The following is a 24,000-nucleotide window of genomic DNA, read 5'->3' as shown; positions in this document are numbered from 1 at the left end:
AAAGCGGCTAGTCGATACTAGCCGCCGTTTGCACGGTTATAACGGATCGCTCTCGCTAATGCAGCGCGCGATAGTCTCGAACATTTCAGTTAAAATCAGCGGCTTGGTTATATGATCATTCATACCAGCATCAATGCTTTTTTCTCGATCGCCACTCATTGCATGTGCGGTCATCGCAATAATAGGTAATTGAGTGAGTGAGTAGGTTTTTCTGATTTCTCCCGCTGCTGTTAAACCGTCCATTACCGGCATTTGAATATCCATTAATACCGCGTGATAGTGATGATTTAATGCAGCTTCTACCGCTTCTTGGCCGTTAACAGCCAAGTCCACTTGATAACCTTGTGACTCTAACAAACCTTTAGCGACTTGCTGATTTATTATATTATCGTCAACTAACAGCAGTTTTCCTTTAAATTCAACGCTAGCAGCCTTTTTAGCGACAGTAGGCACCGTTGCTTGATCGAGCAGTTGACTGACTTGCTCTACCATGACCATTGGCGATAGCGGCTTACTAAGTACACCTTTGACGAGGGAACTTATCTTAGGATCTTTCATTACGTCATCGCCATAACCAACCATCAAAATTAATAGCGCTTTATTAGCCAGCTTAGCAACCGTTTGTAATTGTACGGTGTTACGGTCTTGCTCTCGGGTCCAGTCAAGCAAGATCGCTTGGTAATTATAACCAGACTCAAGCTGCTCGGCGGCATCGGCTAAACTACTCGCAGGCGTCACCGTAAAACCAATTTCAGTTAAGGTCTGTTGATAGCTAATGCGTGCGCGTTCGCAAGGTTCCACCAGCAAGATCGCTGGTTCACGAAGCTGCTCAGGCAAACGCCATGGTTGCGGTAATTGCTGGTTTTCTAACGCCAATTCAATGGTAAAACTAAAGCAACTGCCTTGGCCTAATTGACTAACAACCTCAAAACTGCCGCCCATCATTTGCACCAAATGCTGCGAAATAGACAAACCTAATCCCGAACCACCATATTGACGGGTGGTTGAGCCATCGGCCTGACTAAATGGCTTAAATAGTCGGTGTAACTTGCTCGAGTCAATGCCAACACCGGTATCGGTAACACTAAACTTTAGCTTAACCTGCTGCGGACTTTGGCTTTGAACATCACAACGCAGCTCGACAAAACCTTGGGCGGTAAACTTAACCGCATTTGATACCACATTGGTCAATATTTGATTAAGCCGCAATGGATCGCCCAACAAGGCCAGCGGCGTTGTCGGCGGATGCAATATGAGTTCTAGCTGCTTGTCTTGCGCCGCCAAGACATTAACATTAACCACCGCACTTAATACCTCTTCCAAATTAAACGGCACTTGCTCTAATGCCAGCTTGCCCGCTTCAATTTTGGAAAAGTCTAAAATGTCATTAATGATGTCGAGCAAGACGTTAGCCGAACTATGGGCTTTATTTAAATAATCAGCTTGCTTAAGATCTAATTCTGTTTGCAGCGCCAGCTGGATCATGCCCATGATGCCATTCATCGGCGTACGGATTTCATGGCTCATGTTAGCCAAGAATTCACTTTTATAACGGTTAGCCGCTTCTGCCTCTTGCTTGGCTTCAACGATTTTCACCTCGAATTCTTTGCGTTTGGTAATGTTTTTATGGGTGCCTAACATCCGTAATGGTTGGTTATTTTCGTCATACTTAACCACACTGCCGCGGGCTAAAATCCATTCATAATTACCCTGTTGCGACAACATTCTAAATTCATGTTCATAAGGTTGGCTCGGATCACTCAAGTGCTCGTTAAGCTTAGCCGCGGTTAAACTCCAATCGTCTTTATGGACCAGCTTTCTAAAACCGTCCCAGCTCGATAACACATCGGCAGGTTGATAACCTAACATGGTAAAATATGCGGGGTTGCAATGCAGCTCATCACTGTGAACTTTCCAGTCCCATAAGCCTTCTTCGACCGCGTCCATCGCCATATAGTAACGTTCTTCACTGCGTCGTAATTGCTCAGCGGCGTGGTGCTCTTTGGTGATGTCGCGAGCCACCCCGATAATACCAAGTAATTCACCGTGAATACCTTGGTAAGGCGTTTTTTGAATTTGCCACAACAGGCTTGGATTCTTGGAATCGAGCGCTTGTTGCATGGTGACTGTTTTGCCGGTTTGTATCGCTTTTTTATCACCTAACTCCAGCTTGTCGGCTAAGTCATCACCAAGAAAGTCACGACAACTGCGACCAAGAAACCCTTGTTCATCAACCGCAAACAGGGTTAAAGCGGCTTTGTTACAGCCTAAATAATTGCCTTGAATGTCTTTATAAAAGATCACATCGGGGATTGAGTCGATTAACGAGCGCAATAAGGCATATTCTCGCTCGCGTTTTTCAGTGGTTTCTCGCAGCTTTTCGGTTCGCTGAGCTACTTTTATATCGAGCTGACGATTGTCTTCAGCCAGCTGTAACGTATTGCTTTTGTTTTCACTGAATATTCTGCTCACTAAGACAAAGAATGGTCGCCAACCCTCGCTGATCCCTTTAGGCGGTTCAATAGGCTCTTTAGCACAAGATTCTAGATGCTCCATCAATTTAGAAGCAGGGCCAATAAAGGTTTGCTGTGCTAGCCAATGAACCACTGAAATTAAGATCGATAACGCCAGCATCATTGACACTAAACTAATCACAAACTGGCGTCCTGACTCACCAAACAATTGGCTTTCAGCTTCAAAATAAATCATTTTAAATGGCGCGTTAACTAACTCGACCGCTTGAACATAATAACCATTAAGCAGCTCGCCTTGTGTCGCCTGTAATAGCCGTTCAAGTGAATAATTACTTAACTCTGTTGGCAACTGACTTTGAAACAGCTCTAAGCCAGAACCTGCTGGCTCAGTGTCGCGCCGGTTTTGGGCCAATATTTGTTGCTTATCATCGAGCAATAACATAGTGCCGTTAAAACTCACCTGCCGCATCAACTCCTTGCTTAAGGTTGATAGTGTAATATCAATCGCAATTGCGCCGTAGAATTCGTCATCAATATACAGTGGCACCCCCACCGTGGTCATTAGCCCTTTGCCGGCATCATCTAGGTAAGCACTGGTCCAAAAAACGCCACGCTGTGGATTAGCCTCGGGAGACGCATTAATAAAGGCAGGACTATTAAACGAGTCTTTGGAAAAAAAGTAATCATCTCCTGGCCATGGATATACGCCAATAAATTCATTCGCTGATAAATAATAGACCCAAGCAGCGTCGGGCACCATTTCGAGCGCAACCGGAAACGACAAGTTCATTTCGAACAACATATCGATTTCACTGTAATATTTCATTGAGCGTTGTTTAAGGCTGCCGGTACCACTGATCATGCCAATTTCAAACAAGTCTTTAAACTCAGCTTTAACATTTGGGGTTATCTCAAAACCTTGCTCAATACCTTTATACGAATAATAGGACAGCAACAAATCAAGTCGCGGAGCATCAGCCAAACTTAAGTGTTTGGTTGCATACTGGCGCAACGAATTAACAGCGCGCACGCCAGAGTCGAGCAGCAATTCAACTTGATGCTCATGGGTTTTTATTTGCAGAAATTTGTCATTGAGCGTTTCTGTACGGTTTTTATTAAGTACCCACAACGATGCGCCAAGCGCCAAGGCCAAAACAGCAAGATAGGTATAAAAAATGGTCCGATTATATTGACCAAGAATGTGGGTCTTCACGCTAAACTCCTAATATCATTATTGGCGCTATTATATACCCAAGCTGCTTGGGGATATACCCAAGCTGCTTGGGGATATACCCAAGCTACTGGAATTGCATAGCTTAGGCAGGAGTTTAACTGGGCTTACATATGCTCTTCGGCAAATTTAGCCAGGCGACTACGCACCACGCCATCAAGATGAACCACCGAGCTGCCTTCAAAGTCTTTAAAGGTTTCGACCAGGTAGGTTAAACCCGACGATACGGCAGTTAGGTAGTTACTGTCTATTTGCGCTAAGTTACCCAAGCAGACAATTTTGGTGCCCTCTCCACAGCGAGTAATAATGGTTTTTAGCTGTGACGCGGTTAAGTTTTGACATTCATCAAGCAATACAAAGGCCCGTTGAATTGAACGTCCGCGCATAAAGTTAATCGATTTAAATTGAATATTTGCCCGTTCACAAATGTAATTAATACTGCCTTGCTGGCATTCGTCGCCACCATGTAATACTTCCAACGAATCGGTTATTGCCGCCAACCACGGTGCCATTTTTTCTTCTTCGGTGCCGGGTAAAAAACCGATTGATTCGGCAATTTCCGGGGTATTTCGAGTGACAATAATTTTGTTATAACGTTTTTTATCAATCACTTGCTCTAACGCCGCAGCCATGGTCAGCAACGTTTTACCGCTGCCAGCGGCACCCGTTAATATCACTAACTCAATTTTAGGATCAAGCAAGGCATCAAGCGCCATGCCTTGATAGACGTTTTTTGCTTTCACTCCCCAGGCTTTTCGGTGCTCAATTCGTTCGCGGCTAACATCAATAAAACTGACCCCAGTTTGCTCAACTTTAGTCACACGTGCACAAAAATGGTCACTACCATCAATTAAATATTGGTTAACATAACTCTCTTGAACATCGTCGGTGCTAACGGTATGAATAGTATGACGACCATCACTTTTGGTATCACAGTTTTGAATATGCTGCCAAAAGTCGCCACTAAACTTTTGGTAACCTTTACTCAAAAATCGAATATCTGAAATAGGCTGGTCGCTGCGATACTCTTCAACCAACTGCACGCCTGCTCCTTTGGCTTTGAGCCGCATATTAATATCTTGAGTAACGAGTATGACGGCACGGGGCGCGTGAACCTTTTGTAAGTGCAGCGCGGTATTAATTATTTTATTATCGTTAGCGGGACCAGGTAGCGCGTCTTCATCAAGTTTGAGCTGGTGATCAGGGAAAATAGCCAAGGAACCAAGCTGCGACTGGTCGACGCCATGGTTTGAGATAGCGACGCCTTTAAGAATATGTTCTGAGCTTTCTTGCGAAAAAATATCTTCGATGGTGCGAATAGCCACTCGGGCATCGCGGCTGACATCTTTGTGGCGGTCTTTAATTTGATCCAGTTCTTCCAATACTGTCATTGGAATAATGACATCGTGCTCGTTAAAAGAAAAAATGGCGTTGGGTTGATGCAATAATATATTTGTATCTAGTACATAAATTTTAGTCTTATCCATAAATCATACTCCCTATTTCTAACAAGTTGATCCTAAAAATAAACATAACACAGTTTGCGACAAAAAAAAGCCTTGTTAGCCACCAGCCACCCGCTGTGATCATTGGTTTTGCCGCAATCGTCTCACTAGCACACCACAGACCTGTTAAAATGAGCTAAAATAGCAATGCATTCGGGTATATCATCATGTAATATACGCGTCCTTTTGAACTCGGTTAGAGAGATACATTACATGCCTTTTGTTTTGGCCCAACGTTGGATTAGTGATACAGAATCAGAATTAGGACTCGGCACGGTTGTCGCATTAGAAGGGCGCACCGTGACCGTACTGTTTTCTGCGACAGGGGAAAGTCGACTTTTTTCACGCAATGAAGCGCCATTAACACGAGTTATTTTTAACCAAGGTGACCGTGTCAACAGCCACGAGGGCTGGTCGTTATTAATTACCAGTGCGACCGACAATGACGGTTTAGTTACCTATACTGGCACCCGTGAAGATACTGGTGAAGAAGACGTTACCTTACGCGAAGTCATGCTATGTCATAACATTCGCTTTAATAAGCCTCAAGATCGGATGTTTGCCGGTCAAATCGAGCGCATGAATCATTACACTTTGCGTTATGACTGTCTTAAACAGCGTCATAAAATGCAACAAAGCGAACTGCTAGGCCTAGCTGGAACCCGCGCCAACCTAATTCCTCATCAGCTTCACATCGCTAAAGAAGTTGGCTCACGTTATGCGCCGCGCGTATTATTAGCCGATGAAGTGGGTTTAGGTAAAACCATTGAAGCTGGCATGATTATCTTGCAGCAAGTGTTAACCGGCCGCGCCGAACGGGTATTAATTTTATTACCTGAGACTTTGCAGCATCAGTGGTTAGTCGAAATGCGTCGCCGCTTTAACTTAAAGTTTGCTATTTTTGATGAAGAGCGCTGTGTAGAAGCCTACGCCGATGCAGAAAACCCATTTGAAACCGAGCAGCTTATTATTGCCAGCCTTGGTTTAATGCGTAAAAAGACCCGTTATCAGCAAGCCATAGATGCCGAATGGGATCTAGTGGTTGTCGATGAAGCGCATCATCTTGAATGGAACAGTGAAAAACCATCGCGCGAATACCGAATTGTTGAAGGCCTAGCGAAAGCGACCCCTGGTATTTTGCTATTAACGGCGACGCCGGATCAACTGGGTCATGAATCGCATTTTGCCCGCTTACGTTTGCTTGATCCCGATCGTTTTTACGATTACCAAGCCTTTTTAGCCGAAGAGCAAGACTACCAAAAAGTCGCCCAAGCAGCCCAAGAGCTGATAGACCAACCGGCTCTTTCTGACTCGGCCCGCGCTACGCTTACTGAGATATTAAAAGAAAAAGATATCAGCGGTTTGCTTAATGATATTGCGGGTGATCCTGAGTCACCTTCACGTCAAACGTTATTACAATGGCTGCTCGACCGTCATGGTACAAGCCGCGTAATGATGCGTAATACTCGCCATGCGGTTAAAGGTTTCCCTAAACGGATCTTAAACAGCTACCCGCTGGCTATGCCAAGCCAATATGCAACGTCGATTAAAGTATCGAAAATCATGGGCAGCAAAAAAGATTCACAGCAATCAGCTTTGCAATCATTATACCCTGAAGAAATTTTCCAAGAGTTTGAAGGTAAAGACGCTTCATGGTGGGCCTTTGATCCCCGCATTGATTGGTTAATTGAGTTAATTAAAACCAGTAAAGAAAAAGTCTTAGTGATTTGTGCTCACGCGAATACCGCGTTGGTATTAGAGCAAGCGTTACGGGTTAAAGAAGGGATCCGCAGTGCGGTATTCCACGAAGGCCTGTCAATTATTGAACGTGATAAAGGCGCCGCTTACTTTGCCCAAAAAGAAGATGGCGCTCAGGTGTTAGTATGTTCTGAAATTGGTTCAGAAGGTCGTAACTTCCAGTTTGCTCGTCATTTAGTGTTGTTTGATTTACCACTTAATCCTGATTTGCTCGAGCAGCGCATTGGTCGTCTCGACCGTATTGGTCAAGAAAATGATATTCAACTGCATGTGCCTTACATGGCAGGTTCAAGCCAAGAAGTATTATTAAATTGGTACCACAAAGGTCTTAACGCCTTTGAACAAACTTGTCCTTCTGGCGGCATCGTTTTTGAACAAGTTAAACAAGATTTATTTGATCTGCTTAACCAAACTGACGAAGCCCAATCGTTAACTGAACTGGTTAGCAGTACCGATGAAATTCATCAGAAACTTAAACTAAAAATTGAGCAAGGTCGCGATCGTCTGCTCGAACTAAATTCTGGTGGGCAGCAATCTGGCCAGCAAATCGCCGATCAAATCAACGAAATCGATGACGGCACAGAATTGCCAACCTTTATGTTTAACATGCTCGACATTTGCGGTGTTGACCAAGATGATCACAGTGAAAATGCAATTATCTTGCGTCCGGGTGGCCACATGTTGCATCCTAATTTCCCGACGTTAACCGAAGATGGCGCCACTATCACCTTTGATCGTCAAACGGCGCTAGCGCGAGAAGATTTCCAGTTTGTTAACTGGGAACACCCGATGGTTCAAGGCGCAATTGACATGATCTTAAGTGACAATACCGGTAATAATGCGGTATCTGTCCTAAAGAGCAAGGCATTGCCAGCGGGCACCATGTTACTTGAATTGATTTTTGTCGCTGATACCTCAGCACCAAAGAGCTATCACATCGGTCGTTTCTTACCGGCCACGCCACTGCGGATGTTAATGGACAAGAAAGGCAATAACCTACACAGCAATATCTCGTTTGATAACCTCAATGGTCAATTAAGCCCGATTGGTCGTCATATTGCCGCTAAGTTGGTTGGTGCGTCACAAACTTTCATTCACCAACAAATTCAAGAAGGCACTGTCTTTGCGAGCACTGAGTTGGAAGATATTAAAGCGCAAGCACTGGCAAAAATGAATATTGAGCTTGATAGCGAAATAGAGCGCTTGGCCGACCTTAAGCTAATCAACCCTAATATTCGTGAAGAAGAACTCAGCCACTTGCGCACCCAACAAACGCAACTCGCTAAGTTTATCGACAACGCGCAAATCCAACTCGACTCATTACGCTTTATTGTGGTCTCACCTGAATAAGAATCGTAATAAAAAGTAATTTGGCATAAAAAAAGGGCGCTTACGAAAGTAAGCGCCCTTTTTATTACTGCTGTAAAAAATTACAGCTGATAAGGCTCAATGCTGATAGCTTCCAGCTTATATCCGGCCGTACCCATTTCATTGGTCACCGTTGCGATGGTCAACTTGCCGACAATTGTTACCGCATCATAAATGCTGTCAATTTCGATGCCGGCAGGAAAGGTAACGTGTAACATTTGATTGGCCGGTGGTGGCGGCACATGAATGCAAGCACCAAAGTACGGCACGAGGAAAAACTCGGTAATCTTTAACCCATCTTCGACCAATGGCACCACAAACCCTGGTATACGAATTATTTGGCCGTCTAATTCAGGCATTACCGCCGCAGATGCTAGTGGCGCGTTCGTGGCCAAATCAGTCATTGGATCTTCAGTCAATTCGGCAAATTGCTGGGCATCAAACATTACATCACCCTCTTGCGGCAATGCCAAATATTCTGGCATCAGGTTATCCCAGTCAAGCTCGTTAACCTGCTGGCCATTGATCGTTTCACTGTGGACAGGGCTAAAATAACCCAGCAATAACATTGCCCCGACATATAATATTTTTTTCATGTTTTTCTCTGTAATATTGTTAATAAAATCCAGTGTAAACTAGCCGTTAAATCCGTACCGTCATGCCATCGCTAACACTGTTACGATAAGCGCGATAACCAGGTATTAAGCCACACAAGGTACCAGAGAACCAAACAACAGCGAGCAATTTCAATTCATAACTGCTCGGCCAATCTAATTCTAAAAAGAGCCCAAACTGACTTTCTATCATGGGCAAACTCAGACCTAAACCACCGTACAGCATTAACATCGATAGCAAAATTCCGCACAAGGTCAACCCGCCAGTTTCAAGTACCAGTAACAAAAATATATGCCATGGACGAGCGCCAACAGCGCGCAAAATCGCCATTTCACGGCGTCGTTCATTCAAACTGGTTAGTAATACCGTTAACATTCCGAATAGTCCGGTTGCCACGACAAAGCTCGAGATCACCAATAACATCTGCTCTGCAATGCTGATCATTGCCCACAACTCTTGCAGTGCAACGCCAGGTAAAATAGCTTGTAATGCTTCACCACGGTAGTTATTAATGCTGCGTTGCAGCTTAAATGTGGCCATTTTTGACTTTAGCCCCACCAGCATTGCAGTAATAGCCTTGGGCTGTAACTGCCGATCCTCAATCGGCACACTACCGCCAGAGCCAGCAATATACGCTCCCGCTTGCCAATCGACATGAATAGCCTCAATCGCTGCTAAGCTAACATGTAAGGTCCGATCAAGTGGGGTGCCAGTCGGCTTAAGAATACCAACAACCTTAAATGGCTGATCTTTGTGTTCGCTAAAACTGGTATTGCCAATACCGTGGCCAATCACTAACTGCTGATCCAATTGATAACCGAGTTTTTTCGCCACTTCAGCGCCAAGCACTACATCATGCAGCCCAACAAACTGGCGACCTTGGTCAAAGTTCAACTGACGCTGACGACCGTATTTATAATGCTTAAAATAATCACTATTGGTGCCCAGTACTCGATATCCGCGGTGTGAGTCGCCCAGTGAAATAGGAATGGTCCAGGCAACTTTAGGATTAGCAGCGATGTCTTGATAACTCTGCCAACTGATGTTGTTCGTTGCATTGCCTATTCTGAACACCGAATATAGCAACATTTGAACCGAGCCAGAGCGTGCTCCGACAATTAAGTCGGTCCCTGAAATGGTATTGCTGAAACTGACTTTAGCACCCGTTCTTAACTTCTCAACCCCGACTAACAGGGTCACGCTAACGGCAATTGCTAAGATGGTCATGATCGCGGTTAAACGCCGGTTTCTCATGCTTTGCAGCGCTAACATTAATAAGGTTTTCATCACACCACCTCAACTTGGTTTAACTGAGCCAATGAAATTACCCGACTAAAATTCGCTTGCAGCGAGTTGTCATGGCTAACAAAAATCAACGTAGTTTCGCTATGATCGCATTCATTGATTAATAGCTGTAGAAATGCATTTCGACTGTCCGTATCGAGTGCTGACGTTGGTTCATCGGCAATCAGTAGTTCAGGGCTGCCAATTAATGCTCTGGCTGCAGCAACCCGCTGTTGCTGGCCGATACTCAGTGTGGTTACCGGTCGGTTCCACATACTTTGTGCCATGCCGAGCTGATCAAGTAACTGCGTTGCGGCGCTGTTTAACGTGCCATAACGGCTTATTGCACGTTGGCGACGCTGGGTAGAGAAGCGACACGGCAACAACACATTCTCGATAACACTAAGGTAAGGGAGTAAATTAAACTGTTGGAATATCAGTCCGATATGATCCGATCTAAAACGATCTCGCCAGGCACTGCCCTGCTGATTAATCTTTTGCCCCAATAGGCATACACTGCCCTGATTTGGGATATTTATTCCGCCGATTAAATTCAGCAGTGAACTTTTACCACTGCCGGAAGGACCGTGCAGAAATATTCGCTCACCTGAATATATTTTTAAGCTTGGAATATCAAGCACTGGCTGCTTGTTATCCCAACTAAAGTGCACCTGATCCAATTCGATAATAGGTGTTAACACTAAAAATTCACCCATTTATTATTAACGTCAAGTTCTTGATAGCTCTGACCCTTAGGACCAATTAACTGAACGGTTAACGCTTGCAGCTGCGGGAAATTTTTATTTAGTTCGACCGAAAATTGCGTTAATGCCTGTGGCTTAGCACAAACGTAAACATAAGACAGCTCAAAGTCACTGTGGCCATCAGCATGATCGTCATGATTTTCATCATGCTTGTCATGATCTTCTTCATGCTCGTCATGGTCTTCTTCATGCTCGTCATGGTCTTCTTCATGCTCGTCATGGTCTTCTTCATGCTCGTCATGATCTTCTGCATCAGCATCAGCGTCATGCTCAAGCATCGCTGCGTCGATTGTGGTCGACTGTAACTGGCAATCGGCAGCACTTGGCAACATAAATAATTTCTGAGGTTGCTCTAGTAGGCTCATTGCGCTGGCAAGGGCTAAACGCTGACTGTCATTGTGTGGAGCATGTTCAAAACCGACAATACTGTCAGCGGGGCTATCAATATTAATCTGTAACTTCACACCGTCGAACACTACTGTCATGCTGCCTTTTCCATGCTCATGGCTTTGATGAAAACGTTCAATTGACTCTGCCGCAACCATAGGCGCTGCGAGTGATAATAATATGCTGGTTAACAATTTCATAAAATAGTTCCTCATTTCAATAATGCCAACATGTTATATTATAACATTACACTTTAAAACATAAAATTTGCTTGCCGAGCAAAATAGTTAATCAAAACATATAACGTAACCACATGATTACTCTAAATAACAAGTTTAAAAAGTTAGGTACAACATTTTATATTTGCGTTCAACGCTGCGAGCTTAATCACCTTTTTAAATGATAAACCTTTTTTATTTAAATGTTATGTTATAACATTACCTAAATAGCAAGATTATCAATTTACAAAATCCATTTTTTGGCCAGTGATAACAAAACTAAATATCTAACTAAGTAACGGCATAAACAACCTAGGAAAATTATTAACCATGAACAATACCCAACGCATTAGCGACAAAGCAGCTATTAGCCTTTCGCTCCTTTGCACTGTCCATTGCTTAGCACTACCGCTAATTGCTGTTTTTTTACCTTCGATTGCAGTACTACCATTAGCAGATGAAGCTTTCCATTTATGGTTGTTAGTTGCTGTCGTGCCAGTCAGCGCCTATGCCCTGACTCTCGGCTGCAAAAAACATCAGCGTTATCGGGTCGTTGCTACGGGTGTAATCGGCTTGTCGACCTTAGTTGCAGCTGCTCTATTTGGCCATGATATGTTGGGTGAAACCGGAGAAAAAGCGCTGACTGTCGTTGGCACAATCATCATTGCTTTCGGACATATTTGGAATTATCGGTTGTGTAAAAGTAAAGATAATTGTGGTTGCTCTGAGCAGCACTAACAAATTTAAATCAAGATGCTTTGTGAAGATGCGGCGCGAAGAATTAAAGGGGAATGATAGTAAATGCCACTTGTTGCTGACACCTAGTGTAAGGTTGAACACCAAGTTTAAGTTTGAACACCAAGCAAGTTTAGATGCTCACAATGCGGGGGGATTGATCAAAAATTCTAACGCTTAGCGTTATAATACGGCAGATAAGTGGCCACATTATAACGCTAAATAAACCCGAGCTTAGATTATTTATTGACGATAAACTCAATCCAGCTATGCAGCATGGTTTCAAAGTCTTCAATGCCACATTCGGCAAAACTTTCATCATCGTAATGGGATAAATCTTCCCCTTCAGGAATTTCAGCCTCTAGGTGTAAAGCATTGGCTTTAACGATGATGTCTTGCGGCGTTACGGTTAAAGAGAAATCACGCCCTTCCATCAAGGTTTCGGTATTTTCTTGAGTTTTAATAACTGCAAGTTGGTCAAGCAACTGTTTAATATCAGCAACGTCGCTGCCAAGTTCAGCCACTAACCAATGGCCAATCGCTTCATGTCCCATCGAAAACTCGGCGCGAAATGAATCGTTTAAATAATCAGTTTTAAATTCAAATTCCATAATAATAATCTTTTGCTATGTAATAAGCTTATTTTACGACTACCAAGGCAATATTTCACCATTTGAATGCTTAAATAAACCCGTTTGCGTCATATCTTGCTCAATAATTAACTTAACCAGTCTGCTTGCGGCGGTTGCAGCACTAATGTCACCATTATTTTCGACCATATCGGTCTGAACATAACCTGGGTGATATAAACCCACTGAAATATCGCGCGGTGCTAAATCTTTGCTTAATGACATGCCAGCCGCGTTGAGCGCTGCCTTTGACATGCGGTAGCCGTATCGTCCGCCGGAACCGTTATCGCTGATCGAGCCCATGCGCGAGGTAATTAGCGCAACTTTGGAGCCACTAGGCAATTGCTTAGCCAGCAAGTCAACCACCTGTAATGGCGCCAGCGCATTGATAGAAAATTGTGCCATGATCGTTGCGCTATTAAGCGCGCCTAATGATTCGTCACGTAAAATGCCGGCATTATTAATTAAAATATCAATCGAGACATTCGCTAAGGCTGTAGCCATTATCTCACGCCCACCATCGGTTGCTACATCAACCCCTTCGATTACTTTAACATTGAGAGCTACTAATTTAGCCGATGTTTGGCGGCACAAAGCGATCACTTCATATCCTAAGCGCTTAAACTCACTGGCCATGGCTAAACCTATGCCACGATTAGCGCCGGTAATTACTACTGTTTTCATCCGTTGTTCCTTTAGGTAAATTCATCACATAAAATTTGCGACTGGGACACCCCTTTACGCTGCAATAACCTCGCGGTGTCTTGCATCATGACTGGTGGGCCACACAGAAAAAAATCACAGTCGCTCAGTCGCGGGTGTTGATCTAAATATTGATTAAATAGGGTTTGTTGAATATGTCCGGTCGCTCCCTGCCACTTACTGTCTGGTTTTGACAAGGCAACAGTCCAGTTAAAATTATGATGACGCCGGGCTAAATAATCAAAATGTGCTTGATAAAATATATCATCTTCGGTGCGCGCGCCAAACCATAAGGATACCTTACGACTCGGTTGACTAACCGTGACACTATCAATATGCGATTTTAACGGCGCCATACCGCTGCCAGCGCCAACAAAAATCATTTCGCGGCGGCTGTTGTCGTTGCTCACGAACTCACCCAACGGACCCGATATCGTTAAACGCTCACCGACGCTAAGCCCAAATAAATAAGTTGATGCGACTCCCGGACCATAACCTCTTTTGGGCATCGCTAAGCCAATATTAAACACTAACTTAGTGCCATTAGCAGAGCTTGATGCCATTGAATAACTGCGCTGGATTTGCTGCGAATTAACCACCTGATATCGCTTTAATCCTTGCTTCAACCAATGGGGCTGAAATTGTGGCGGCACGTTTAATTGACTCATTGAACGCGAAAAAGGCGGCACTTGCACGTTAACAAACTGGCCTGCGTCAAACGCAAAATTAGCACTGTATGGCACATTCACCACCAGCTCTTTAATGAAAGGCGTTACAAACTTGCTGCTCACGACATCTACTTCAATGCTTTGCTGGTGTTGATTGGAGATTTCAATCGCCAAATCGTTATCGACCGCTATTTGACAGGCCAAGCGATAGCCCTGACTCAGTTCATTGGCTGTTAGGGTTGTACGCTCTTGTGCCGTCAGCGGACTATCCACCCTAACCGCCTTAACTTTACATTGACAACAAGTGCCTGAGCCACCACAGCCCGAGGGTAAATTATACGCCTGCTGCGCTAATGCGCTGAGCAAAGGCTGCGCCCCCGTCACCGTGATATTTTCCGTGCCCTGCGCGCCATAAATTGAAACTTGATAGCTTGCAACTCGCTTAGTGAACAAAATAACCAACAACATAAGCAAGGCGATGACTAAAAACACTAACGTCAGGCTCGATGCACTGAGTAATAACACGTTGTTGAGCAAGGCATTTTGACTATATGACATCAGATGAAACATGTTAGCGATTGAATTTGACTGGTCATTTACCCCATCTGGTAAACTTAAAGCGAATGCACTAAGGGTCCAAATTATCAGCTGTATGCCAACTAAGCCACCAAGCCACTTATGCCATGCTCGCAAGCTGGGCATGGCGGGTTGACGTTGATCGTTAACATCGAAGCTATAGCAAAATAGCCAGCCACCAATCGCACTGACCGCAAAGATCAGCGACAGCGCTAAATAGGATAAATAGGGTTGAGCTGCGCCGATATCTACCAGATGAATCTGCCGCGCTAGCTCGCTGCTCGGATCAAGTGCGAGCATACAACCACTGAGCAGCCAAACAAATAAAGGGATTATCGCTAAAAATGCAAGCGGGCGGTGCAGGTTACGTAATTTGGCCGCCCAACTGATTTGATTTTGATGAATGATGATCATAGCTTTTACAAATTCCTTTTGTAAAAAGGTCATATTACATCGAAGCTAACACAGATATATAAATGAAGCGATTGAGCGTATATGGATATCTAAATTATGATGCGCTTGCCCTGGGGGCTACCCCAGATCGCTCAATAAACCCGGCGTCATCATGTGACCCATTTTTTCCGCTTTGGTATTAAGATAGTCATGATTGTGCTGGTTACGCCCGACCTGAATCGCCACCTGTTCAACCACCTCAATGCCAACATCGGTTAGTGCTTGGACCTTTTTCGGATTATTGGTCAGCAGACGAACCTTGGTTACTCCAAAGTGCTCAAGCATCGGCTTGCACATATCATAGCGGCGCAAATCAGCAGCAAAACCAAGTCGTTCATTGGCTTCAACGGTGTCGGCTCCTTCGTCTTGCAGATGGTAAGCTTTAATTTTATTGATTAAACCAATACCACGGCCTTCTTGGCGTAAATATAATAAGGCGCCCTGACCGGCTTCAACGATGCTAGCTAACGCGGTTTCTAGCTGATAACCACAGTCGCAGCGCATACTAAACAATGAATCACCGGTTAAACATTCGGAATGCAACCGAATTAATAATGGTTGCTCAGGTGTAATATCACCATAGGTTAAAATAATATGCTCTTGGCCATTAGCTTCGGTGAAACCATGCATTGTGAACTCACCTAACCGAGTGGGCAAGCGACACGAATCTACAAAACTAACCGACATATAACAACCTTTTAAATTTTAATACCGCAATCGAGGTATTGGTATATCTGTTATGACCAATCACATTAAGTAATGCAACCAGAATTAATATTTCACTACTTACAAGGTATGGGCGCATCAGACAAAAACAAGTGTTTAACTGGGCTTTATTTACTATTGAGCCAACTCTATCTCAGTCATTATACTCAATTAGCGTCAATGATCTTAATTTTTCATAAAATAACCGCTTAACTCGCTTGGCAAAAGCCCTTAGAACAGGTTATTTTACATCAAATAAAAAAACCTAAATTAAGGATCAATTTGTGAGTAGTGAATTAATATCGATTGGTTGTATCAGCTGGTTTTTTATCTGTTGGACTGGTTACACTCAATTTGCCAAGAGCCGAGCGAAAAAAACCCACTGCATTGCCTCTGTCTTGCACCGGCATCGTATTACGTGGATGCAGCGATTACTTTATCGTGACCATTTAATTGCCGATACCGCCTTGCTGGCCAGCTTAGAACGGCAAGTGAGTTTTTTTGCGTCGACCACTATCCTTATTTTGGCCGCCTTACTGACGCTATTAAGTACCTCAGATAAACTTTATTTAGCCATTAGTCAGTTACCCACTGCCTATCCTTCAAGTTTGCATGACATTCAGGCCCGGCTTTTTTTAATGATTGGCATCTTTATTTATGCCTTTTTTACCTTTACCTGGTCGATGCGCCAATATGCCTTTTGTTCAGTCTTAATGGGCGCATTTCCTCGTGCTGAAAAGAACCAACCAATTACTGAACAACAGCAAAAACACGTGGTTAATGTCGCTAAAATTGTCGATCATGCGGGCCATAGCTATAACTACGGCTTACGCTCTTATTACTTTGCGATGTCAACCTTAGCTTGGTTTGTTCACCCGCTGCTATTTGCTTTTTCGTGTAGCGCCGTGGTGGTGATTCTCTATAAACGAGAATTTAAGTCCAACACCCTTAAAGTAATGTGTATGATTGATGAAGTAGAACAACGCCCAACGGAAAAAACTTAACTTTCAAGGTAGATTTATTTTGACGATATGTTCCCGGTTACTAACAACAGGATTATTAGCAGCATCCTTTAGCCTGCCCCTCTCGTTCGCTGCTCATGCCAGTGAACCTAGCTTTGATCAATGGTTGGTTAAAGTACGGGTAGAGGCTAAGCAACAGGGCATAAGTGACGGTATTATTGATACCGCTTTAGCCGATCTTAAACCTTACCCCAAAGCGATAAAAAGCGATCGTGCTCAACCCGAATTTAAGCGGACTTTTGTCGACTATTCTACGAAGCGTTTATCACCTTGGCGCATCGACACCGGAAAAAAGATGCAAAAGAAACACCGAGAGTTACTTGAAAAGGTTGGTCAAGCCTATGGCGTACAACCACGCTTTATTTTATCTTTTTGGGGCTTAGAAACCAATTACGGCACTTATACCGGCAACAACGATATTATTCGTTCATTAGCGACCTTAGCCTTTGATAAACGCCGCGCTGCCTATTTCCGTAAAGAACTGTTTAATGCCCTAAAGATTTTAGATCAAGGTCATATTAAACTGAGCGATATGAAAGGTTCTTGGAGTGGTGCAATGGGCCAGGGTCAATTTATGCCATCGAGCTTTTTACGATTTGCCCAAGACTTTGACGGCGATGGTAAAAAAGACATTTGGAATAATCAGGCCGATGTTTTTGCATCGATAGCCAATTATCTCAGACATTTCGGTTGGGATGACCAACAAACATGGGGTCGTCAGGTCTCTTTGCCAAAAAATGCTCATGGCTGGCTCGATCAGGTAAAAGCAACAACACCTGAAAAAGGCTGCCGCGCGTTACGCGTTCACAGCGACAAACTGTCACTAGAAAAGTGGAACAGCTTAGGGGTTCGCCGTTTAAATACCACTGAATTACCTAAAGTTGAGCTAAAAGCGACCTTGATTTTGCCTGACGGCATCGATGGACCGGCGTATTTAACATACGAAAATTATCGGACTATCTTAAGATACAACTGTGCTAACAGCTATGCACTAACGATCGGCCTGCTAGCTGATCAGCTAAAGTCTTAAGCAGATTAAGGTATTATACCAATCTAGCAAAGTACCTGATCATTTTTAATGGCCTAAATAGATGATGACTGCGTTATTTCTTTTCTATGTAGAATAACTACATACGTAAATAAATGCCTTGTCCTAATCAATTTATACTCATAAAAAAGTAGACCACTTATTTACCTAGATTGGTATTACTTTAATCCTAAACTAAAAAAACCACCGCAAGCGGTGGTTTTTTTTCAAGCTAACCTGCGTTTACAATTAAACGCTAAATGATGAACCACAACCACAGGTTGCAGTGGCATTTGGGTTATCAACCAAAAAGCGTGAACCTTCTAGCCCTTGGGTAAAGTGCACTCGGCCACCAACTAAATATTGTAAACTCATCGAGTCTACAATCATGGTTGCACCATCTTTATCAACCATCATGTCATCTGGATTGATTTTATCATCGAAGGTAAAACCGTACTGGAAGCCAGAACAACCACCGCCGGTAATATAAACCCGCAATTTAAGCTCTTTGTTATCTTCATCATCTAACAAAAAATTAACACGCTGGGCCGCGGCATCCGTAAACTCCAACGGGATCCCAGCTTCAACGACTTCTACAGACATAGCAACCTCACAAAAAAATAAAACTCAATAAACCTGAGTGAATCGGTCAATTATCTTACAGCAAGCTGGTAGGTGCAATCCTTTTATTGTGAAATGGGCGGCTGCGCACTATCTAACCTGAGTACCAGATAAATTAATTTGCCCAGCAACGCTCTTTTAGCAGCTCTCTGCGTTGTTTTCACTCCCAATAGCCAGCTATTGATTCGTGAATACGCCTAGATATCCACTCAAATGTCGTCACTGGGAGTTAGCTGTGTATATTCATTTCTATTATCGTGTTACAAAATATTTATCCAGGACTCAGGTTATCTAACAACAGTTTTAACGGTGCAACTAAGACTTCATCCCACGCATAAACTTGGGGATTATTAGCCGCTTTTTGACCGCGGCGCTTCGACATTTTTAAGCGAAGCTCTAATTGCTCCGGAATAAATCCCTGTGGCAACACAAACTCGCCTTCTATCGATTGAAAGTACAAAAAACTAAACTTAAGTGCGCTAGTATTTTTAATCTGTTTGGTTAAATTAATGATCTTTGGCTGCCCGCTCTCACTGCCAATAACCGCTAACCGTACCTCACCTTTAATGTAACGTTTACGTTTTTCGAGCTGAGCAAGCACCAATTGAAAGCGGTAATGGTTGGCGCTAATGCCCGCCTCAAGCTTAACATCTTCGATTTTCACTCCATTTTCAGTATCGCCTGGCGCCATCACTTTTTGGTAAAATCGTAACGCGGACTGCTGCTCAATCAGCTCAGATTGTTGACGCAAAATAGTCGCGTTCATTTCAACAATGGTGTTACGCTCAATCTCTAGCGAAATAGCCGTTTGTGATAGCGCCAATTTATTACGCTTATTTTCAGCCGTTACCTCAGACAGCTGCGCTAACGCATTACCATCATCTGCCTGACCAAACCAATAGCCACCAGCCACCAGACCACTAAGCACAAAAAGGATCGCCTGAACTAAGCCAAACTTGGCTTTTAAAAAGTATTTTAACCTTAACATTAAATTTAATATCTGCTCAATAATCTGCAATAGTCGGCATTCTATAGTAGTATCAATTGCCGAACAAATTTGAGATAACTAATCCTACGCCAATGAGCTTTATCCAAGGTTTTAAATATCACCTAGCCCACCCAAAAACATCATGGCAATTAGTCAGTTGCGGCTTAATTGTCGGGTTTTTCGCATCTCTGGCTATCATTTCATTACGACTAATCATCGCGACTATTACCAGTTTTTACGCGGTTAACAATGGTGATTTTGCTGAACTAGCCCCCGCTTTGCGTTTAGTACTGCCGGTCATTGCCGTGATATTTATTTTACTGATGGTACGAATAACTCGGCACAAATTTCACCGTATGGGCATACCTTTTGTTTTATATCGTCAGCGAAAATATTATGGCTACATCCCTGCTGGCAATACGTTAAATCAATTTTTTAGCGCTATAGCCGCGATAGCCGGCGGTTTTTCGGTTGGCCGAGAGGGCCCGGCGGTTCATGTCGGAGCTGGTAGCGCCAGTGTGCTAGCTAATTTCATTCAAATGCCCAACAATGCCAAACAAATAATGGCAGCTTGCGGCGTTGCAGCTGGCATTTCAGCCTCGTTTAATTCCCCCTTAGCCGCAGTGGTTTTTGTATTAGAAGTGGTGTTAAGACAATATCGAATTCATTTATTCTTACCCATTATGGTTTCTGCTTTGCTTGGCACGGCCATGAGTCGCATGGTCTTTGGTGATATCCATCTGTATAGCGATTTATTACTGCCACAAATCACCATTAATGCTTTGCTGCCCTTTATAATTCTTGGGCTAACGGTTGGCCTAATTGCGGTATTGTTTAATCGCTCATTACTAAGCATTATTAAATATTCGCGTGAAGTCAGCATTTATGTTCGACTGCCGCTGGCCGCTATTATTATGGCCATTATTGGCTGGTTAGTACCGCAAACAATGGGTTCCGATTACGGTGCTTTAACAGTCGCCTTAACTGAGCATCCTGAAACATCATTTATTTTTACGATGTTAGTCGCAAAGTTTATCGCAACTATTTTTTCTCTCGGCTTGGGCATTCCAGGCGGCGTGATCGGGGTGCTTTATGGCATAGGGGCCTTGCTTGGCAGTTTTATTGTTTGGTCATTGGTGCCTTATTTTCCGCAGCTGATTGAGTTTGTGCCAATGGCGGTGATGATTTGCATGGTTACCATGATGGCAACTAGTCTCAATGCTCCACTCGCCGCTTTAGTGGCCGTGTTAGAGCTGTCTGGCAATGCCGCCATTATTTTTCCAAGCTTGCTGGTCGTCGTGCCCGCCATATTATTATCACAACAGGTATTTAAACTTAATTCGTTGTTTTATGCTCAGCTCGATTTACAAAAATTAAACTATAAAGTGTCACCGGTTATTTATGAGTTGCAAGATACTGGCGTGGTGGTATTAATGCGCCGCAAGTTCAACTTACTAGAAGCCAGTTCGCCTTGGCGTACGCTCAATAGCACCATGCCTACGGTTATTCATCAGCACGGTGAACAGGGACAGTATTTAGTCCCTTCAAATATGATGGGTTATACCAGTCGCGATCAGACCCTCGTGAGCATTCATACCCTAACTGACAATGCCACCTTGGCAGAGGCCTACCAATTACTCAGCCCGCAACGAAAAGGTTATGTGCTTATTTTAGCCCAGGGTAGCAATACCCCTGTTGGACTGCTTAGCTGGCGATCTTTGCAAAAGCACCTCCATAAAGGTCGAGGTTATTAGCGGATTTAATGATGAATCTCCTTTAGGCAATACTGATTTTCTGCTATATTTTGCCGCCACAAAGCTTATCGTTTATTGGGTATCACTTCTTTTAAGGAACATCACATGATTGATTTCACGGGCAGCCATATTTTGTCGGTCAAGCAACTGGACCGCGACGCAATTTCCACCATTTTTTCAACTGCCGATATTATGCTTCCTTATGCTCAACGTAAAAAGCGCACCCAGGTGCTCGACGGCGCCATTTTAGGTAATATGTTCTTTGAAGCGAGCACCAGAACCCGAGTGAGTTTTGGTAGTGCATTTAATTTACTCGGCGGTTTTGTCCGTGAAACGACGGGAATTAGCAGCTCAGCCTTATCTAAAGGTGAGTCACTTTATGATACGGCTCGCGTATTAAGCAGTTATGCCGATGTTATTGCGATGCGTCACCCACAATCAGGCTCAGTTGCTGAATTTGCCACGGGCTCGCTCGTGCCAGTAATTAATGGCGGCGATGGTTCGAACGAACATCCGACGCAAGCCTTACTTGACTTATATACCATTGAAAAAGAGCTTTCGAGCAAGTTAAGAACCATTGATAATATGCACATAGCAATGGTCGGTGATCTTAAATTTGGTCGCACCGTTCATTCATTATCAAAGTTACTAAGTAAATATAACAACATTACCTTTAGCTTAATTTCGCCTCAAGAATTGGCGATGCCTGATGACGTTATCTCACTGATTGAGGACGCTGGCCATCGGGTAATTATAACTGATGTGCTTGAAGGCAATCTCGATGCCGATATTTTGTATTTAACTCGGATTCAAGAAGAACGTTTTCCAAGCCCTGAAGAAGCCAACAAATATCGCGGCCAATTTCGCTTGAATCAACAAATTTATACCCAGCATTGCAAATCTAATACCGTCATCATGCACCCGTTACCGCGCGACTCTCGCGAAGAAGCCAACGAACTCGATGTCGATTTAAATTTAAACCCTAATTTGGCTATTTTCCGCCAAGTGGAAAATGGTGTATTAATTCGAATGGCGCTGTTTGCTTTAACGCTAGGTGTTGCCGATCAAGTACAGCAACACGAAAGTGAAGTGAATTGGTTTAGCCGTAAATAACCTTTATCAAAAATTCAGGTTAAGTAATCTATTATAAGGACAGAAAATGAGTCGTTCACAAGATTTATTTGAACAAGCACAGCAGACAATCCCAGGTGGTGTTAACTCACCGGTTCGCGCTTTTACTGGCGTTGGCGGCAGCCCGTTGTTTATCGAAAAAGCCGATAAAGCAATTATCACCGATGTTGATGGTAAAGACTACATTGATTATGTAGGCTCGTGGGGCCCGATGATTTTAGGTCATAATCACCCTGAAATTCGTCAGGCAGTGATCGACCAAGCCGCTAACGGCTTAAGCTTTGGTGCGCCAACCGAGTTAGAAATTATCATGGCTGAAAAAGTACGTGAACTAGTGCCGTCAATGGAACAAATTCGCATGGTCAGTTCTGGTACCGAAGCCACCATGAGTGCGATTCGTTTAGCCCGAGGTTTCACCAAGCGCGATAAAATTTTAAAATTTGAAGGCTGTTATCACGGCCATGCCGATTCTTTGTTAGTGAAAGCAGGCTCAGGGGCATTAACCCTAGGCCAACCAAGCTCACCTGGTATTCCGAGCGATTTTGCCAAACATACCCTGACCGCGACCTATAATGATATCGCCTCTGTTGAAGCTTTGTTCGAGCAATATGGTGACGACATCTCATGTATTATTGTTGAGCCAGTTGCTGGCAACATGAACTGTATTCCGCCAACGGATAATTTTTTGCAAAAACTACGCGTTGTTTGTGATAAATATCAAGCGCTATTGATCATCGATGAAGTGATGACAGGTTTCCGCGTAGCCCTTGGTGGCGCGCAGGCATATTATGATGTAAAACCTGATATTACTACCTTGGGTAAGGTCATTGGTGGCGGCATGCCAGTAGGCGCTTTTGGTGGTCGTAAAGAAGTAATGCAATACATTGCACCAACCGGCCCAGTTTATCAGGCTGGTACGTTATCTGGTAACCCTATTGCGATGGCCGCAGGCCTTAAGGCATTAGAATTATTATGCGAGCCGGGTTTGCATGACAGCCTAACAGCAAAAACCAAGCAAGTAGCCGAAGGTTTTAAAGCGGCCGCTAATAAACATGGCATCCCAATGGCGATTAACTATGTCGGCGCTATGTTTGGCTTTTTCTTTACCGACCAACCTCAAGTGAACTGCTTCGAGCAAGTGACTAAATGTAATATTGAGCAGTTTAATACTTTTTTCCACTTGATGCTTGAAGAAGGTGTTTACCTAGCGCCATCGGCTTATGAAGCAGGTTTCTTGTCAACCGCTCACGGTGAGCAAGAAATTGCAGCCACGCTGGCTGCTGCCGATCGTTGTTTTGCCAAAATGGTTAGCTAAAGCGCTTAATGCGACTGCTTAAGTAGAGTGCTTTGTTTCAGTGCTCTATCAGAGCAGCTTTATTAAGTAG

The 24,000-nt window shown here is 43.7% G+C and carries 19 protein-coding genes; 7 read left to right on the top strand and 12 right to left on the bottom strand.

The genetic code is table 11. The features are described 5' to 3' along the window. Window positions 1-36: 36 nt before the first annotated feature. Together HRU23_06225 and HRU23_06220 are read right to left on the bottom strand one after the other, a co-directional pair. Entirely contained in the window at window positions 37-3,687 is a 3,651-nt protein-coding gene (locus HRU23_06225; protein NRA53724.1) for a response regulator, read from the bottom strand. 125 nt (window positions 3,688-3,812) lie between these two features. Further along, the gene (locus tag HRU23_06220) at window positions 3,813-5,192 is read right to left on the bottom strand and encodes a PhoH family protein (GenBank protein ID NRA53723.1); all 1,380 of its coding nucleotides are present in this window, start codon (window positions 5,190-5,192) and stop codon (window positions 3,813-3,815) included. Between the two features lie 231 nt (window positions 5,193-5,423). Here HRU23_06220 and rapA point away from each other — a divergent pair, with 231 nt between their 5' ends. Then, window positions 5,424-8,318: an RNA polymerase-associated protein RapA gene (gene rapA / locus HRU23_06215; protein ID NRA53722.1), complete on the top strand. Its 2,895-nt coding sequence runs from the start codon at window positions 5,424-5,426 to the stop codon at window positions 8,316-8,318. 80 nt (window positions 8,319-8,398) lie between these two features. Here rapA and HRU23_06210 read toward each other — a convergent pair whose 3' ends face one another. From HRU23_06210 to HRU23_06195, 4 genes are read right to left on the bottom strand one after another with little or no spacing between them, the layout of a single operon-like run. Then, the gene (locus HRU23_06210) at window positions 8,399-8,932 is read right to left on the bottom strand and encodes a DUF3299 domain-containing protein (protein NRA53721.1); all 534 of its coding nucleotides are present in this window, start codon (window positions 8,930-8,932) and stop codon (window positions 8,399-8,401) included. 46 nt (window positions 8,933-8,978) lie between these two features. After that, on the bottom strand, window positions 8,979-10,238 hold the full coding sequence (locus HRU23_06205; GenBank protein ID NRA53720.1) for an ABC transporter permease: 1,260 nt from the start codon (window positions 10,236-10,238) through the stop codon (window positions 8,979-8,981). Then, a complete protein-coding gene (locus HRU23_06200) occupies window positions 10,238-10,936 on the bottom strand; it encodes an ABC transporter ATP-binding protein (protein NRA53719.1) in 699 nt (232 codons plus the stop codon). Before HRU23_06200 ends, HRU23_06205 begins: the two co-directional genes overlap by 1 nt. Next, on the bottom strand, window positions 10,936-11,586 hold the full coding sequence (locus HRU23_06195; protein ID NRA53718.1) for a DUF2796 domain-containing protein: 651 nt from the start codon (window positions 11,584-11,586) through the stop codon (window positions 10,936-10,938). Before HRU23_06195 ends, HRU23_06200 begins: the two co-directional genes overlap by 1 nt. A gap of 348 nt (window positions 11,587-11,934) precedes the next feature. On the opposite strand from HRU23_06195, the gene HRU23_06190 reads away from it, so the two are divergent. Beyond that, complete coding sequence (locus HRU23_06190; GenBank protein ID NRA53717.1) at window positions 11,935-12,342, top strand: MerC domain-containing protein; 408 nt, start codon at window positions 11,935-11,937, stop codon at window positions 12,340-12,342. Between the two features lie 236 nt (window positions 12,343-12,578). On the opposite strand, the gene HRU23_06185 is transcribed toward HRU23_06190, so the two are convergent. From HRU23_06185 to ribA, 4 genes are all read right to left on the bottom strand, one after another. Next, window positions 12,579-12,950 (bottom strand): YacL family protein, encoded by a 372-nt coding sequence (locus HRU23_06185; GenBank protein ID NRA53716.1) that lies wholly within the window; start codon window positions 12,948-12,950, stop codon window positions 12,579-12,581. A gap of 39 nt (window positions 12,951-12,989) precedes the next feature. Beyond that, window positions 12,990-13,652 (bottom strand): SDR family oxidoreductase, encoded by a 663-nt coding sequence (locus HRU23_06180; protein ID NRA53715.1) that lies wholly within the window; start codon window positions 13,650-13,652, stop codon window positions 12,990-12,992. Between the two features lie 11 nt (window positions 13,653-13,663). Then, entirely contained in the window at window positions 13,664-15,328 is a 1,665-nt protein-coding gene (gene nqrF / locus HRU23_06175) for an NADH:ubiquinone reductase (Na(+)-transporting) subunit F (protein ID NRA53714.1), read from the bottom strand. 117 nt (window positions 15,329-15,445) lie between these two features. Next, a complete protein-coding gene (ribA, locus tag HRU23_06170) occupies window positions 15,446-16,054 on the bottom strand; it encodes a GTP cyclohydrolase II (protein ID NRA53713.1) in 609 nt (202 codons plus the stop codon). 287 nt (window positions 16,055-16,341) lie between these two features. Here ribA and HRU23_06165 point away from each other — a divergent pair, with 287 nt between their 5' ends. Continuing rightward, window positions 16,342-17,076: a DUF599 domain-containing protein gene (locus HRU23_06165; protein NRA53712.1), complete on the top strand. Its 735-nt coding sequence runs from the start codon at window positions 16,342-16,344 to the stop codon at window positions 17,074-17,076. 16 nt (window positions 17,077-17,092) lie between these two features. Continuing rightward, window positions 17,093-18,124, top strand: a complete 1,032-nt coding sequence (locus HRU23_06160; GenBank protein NRA53711.1) for a lytic murein transglycosylase — start codon at window positions 17,093-17,095, stop codon at window positions 18,122-18,124. A 246-nt stretch (window positions 18,125-18,370) separates the two neighbouring features. Here the strand turns inward: HRU23_06160 and erpA are convergent, their stop codons facing one another. Next, entirely contained in the window at window positions 18,371-18,724 is a 354-nt protein-coding gene (gene erpA, locus HRU23_06155; GenBank protein NRA53710.1) for an iron-sulfur cluster insertion protein ErpA, read from the bottom strand. 289 nt (window positions 18,725-19,013) lie between these two features. Beyond that, complete coding sequence (locus HRU23_06150) at window positions 19,014-19,730, bottom strand: hypothetical protein (protein NRA53709.1); 717 nt, start codon at window positions 19,728-19,730, stop codon at window positions 19,014-19,016. Window positions 19,731-19,786: 56 nt separating this feature from the next. On the opposite strand from HRU23_06150, the gene HRU23_06145 reads away from it, so the two are divergent. The 3 genes from HRU23_06145 to hemL all read left to right on the top strand — a co-directional run bounded on the left by HRU23_06145 (window position 19,787) and on the right by hemL (window position 23,930). Continuing rightward, a complete protein-coding gene (locus tag HRU23_06145) occupies window positions 19,787-21,484 on the top strand; it encodes a chloride channel protein (protein NRA53708.1) in 1,698 nt (565 codons plus the stop codon). Window positions 21,485-21,589: 105 nt separating this feature from the next. Further along, a complete protein-coding gene (locus tag HRU23_06140) occupies window positions 21,590-22,597 on the top strand; it encodes an aspartate carbamoyltransferase (GenBank protein NRA53707.1) in 1,008 nt (335 codons plus the stop codon). 46 nt (window positions 22,598-22,643) lie between these two features. Beyond that, window positions 22,644-23,930: a glutamate-1-semialdehyde 2,1-aminomutase gene (gene hemL / locus HRU23_06135; GenBank protein ID NRA53706.1), complete on the top strand. Its 1,287-nt coding sequence runs from the start codon at window positions 22,644-22,646 to the stop codon at window positions 23,928-23,930. Window positions 23,931-24,000: the final 70 nt, after the last annotated feature.

The organism is Gammaproteobacteria bacterium (assembly GCA_013214945.1).
GTDB lineage: Bacteria > Pseudomonadota > Gammaproteobacteria > Enterobacterales > Psychrobiaceae > Psychrobium.
Note: the sequence above shows the minus strand (reverse complement) of the source record. Positions and strands in the feature narration are given on the sequence as shown.

What these genes read in the sequence shown, in the direction of transcription:
- HRU23_06220 (NRA53723.1), bottom strand. Translation starts at nt 5,192, where the DNA reads ATGGATAAGACTAAAATTTATGTACTAGATACAAATATATTATTGCAT.
- rapA (NRA53722.1), top strand. Translation starts at nt 5,424, where the DNA reads ATGCCTTTTGTTTTGGCCCAACGTTGGATTAGTGATACAGAATCAGAA.
- HRU23_06210 (NRA53721.1), bottom strand. Translation starts at nt 8,932, where the DNA reads ATGAAAAAAATATTATATGTCGGGGCAATGTTATTGCTGGGTTATTTT.
- HRU23_06205 (NRA53720.1), bottom strand. Translation starts at nt 10,238, where the DNA reads ATGAAAACCTTATTAATGTTAGCGCTGCAAAGCATGAGAAACCGGCGT.
- HRU23_06195 (NRA53718.1), bottom strand. Translation starts at nt 11,586, where the DNA reads ATGAAATTGTTAACCAGCATATTATTATCACTCGCAGCGCCTATGGTT.
- HRU23_06190 (NRA53717.1), top strand. Translation starts at nt 11,935, where the DNA reads ATGAACAATACCCAACGCATTAGCGACAAAGCAGCTATTAGCCTTTCG.
- HRU23_06185 (NRA53716.1), bottom strand. Translation starts at nt 12,950, where the DNA reads ATGGAATTTGAATTTAAAACTGATTATTTAAACGATTCATTTCGCGCC.
- HRU23_06180 (NRA53715.1), bottom strand. Translation starts at nt 13,652, where the DNA reads ATGAAAACAGTAGTAATTACCGGCGCTAATCGTGGCATAGGTTTAGCC.
- nqrF (NRA53714.1), bottom strand. Translation starts at nt 15,328, where the DNA reads ATGATCATCATTCATCAAAATCAAATCAGTTGGGCGGCCAAATTACGT.
- ribA (NRA53713.1), bottom strand. Translation starts at nt 16,054, where the DNA reads ATGTCGGTTAGTTTTGTAGATTCGTGTCGCTTGCCCACTCGGTTAGGT.
- erpA (NRA53710.1), bottom strand. Translation starts at nt 18,724, where the DNA reads ATGTCTGTAGAAGTCGTTGAAGCTGGGATCCCGTTGGAGTTTACGGAT.
- HRU23_06150 (NRA53709.1), bottom strand. Translation starts at nt 19,730, where the DNA reads ATGTTAAGGTTAAAATACTTTTTAAAAGCCAAGTTTGGCTTAGTTCAG.
- HRU23_06140 (NRA53707.1), top strand. Translation starts at nt 21,590, where the DNA reads ATGATTGATTTCACGGGCAGCCATATTTTGTCGGTCAAGCAACTGGAC.
- hemL (NRA53706.1), top strand. Translation starts at nt 22,644, where the DNA reads ATGAGTCGTTCACAAGATTTATTTGAACAAGCACAGCAGACAATCCCA.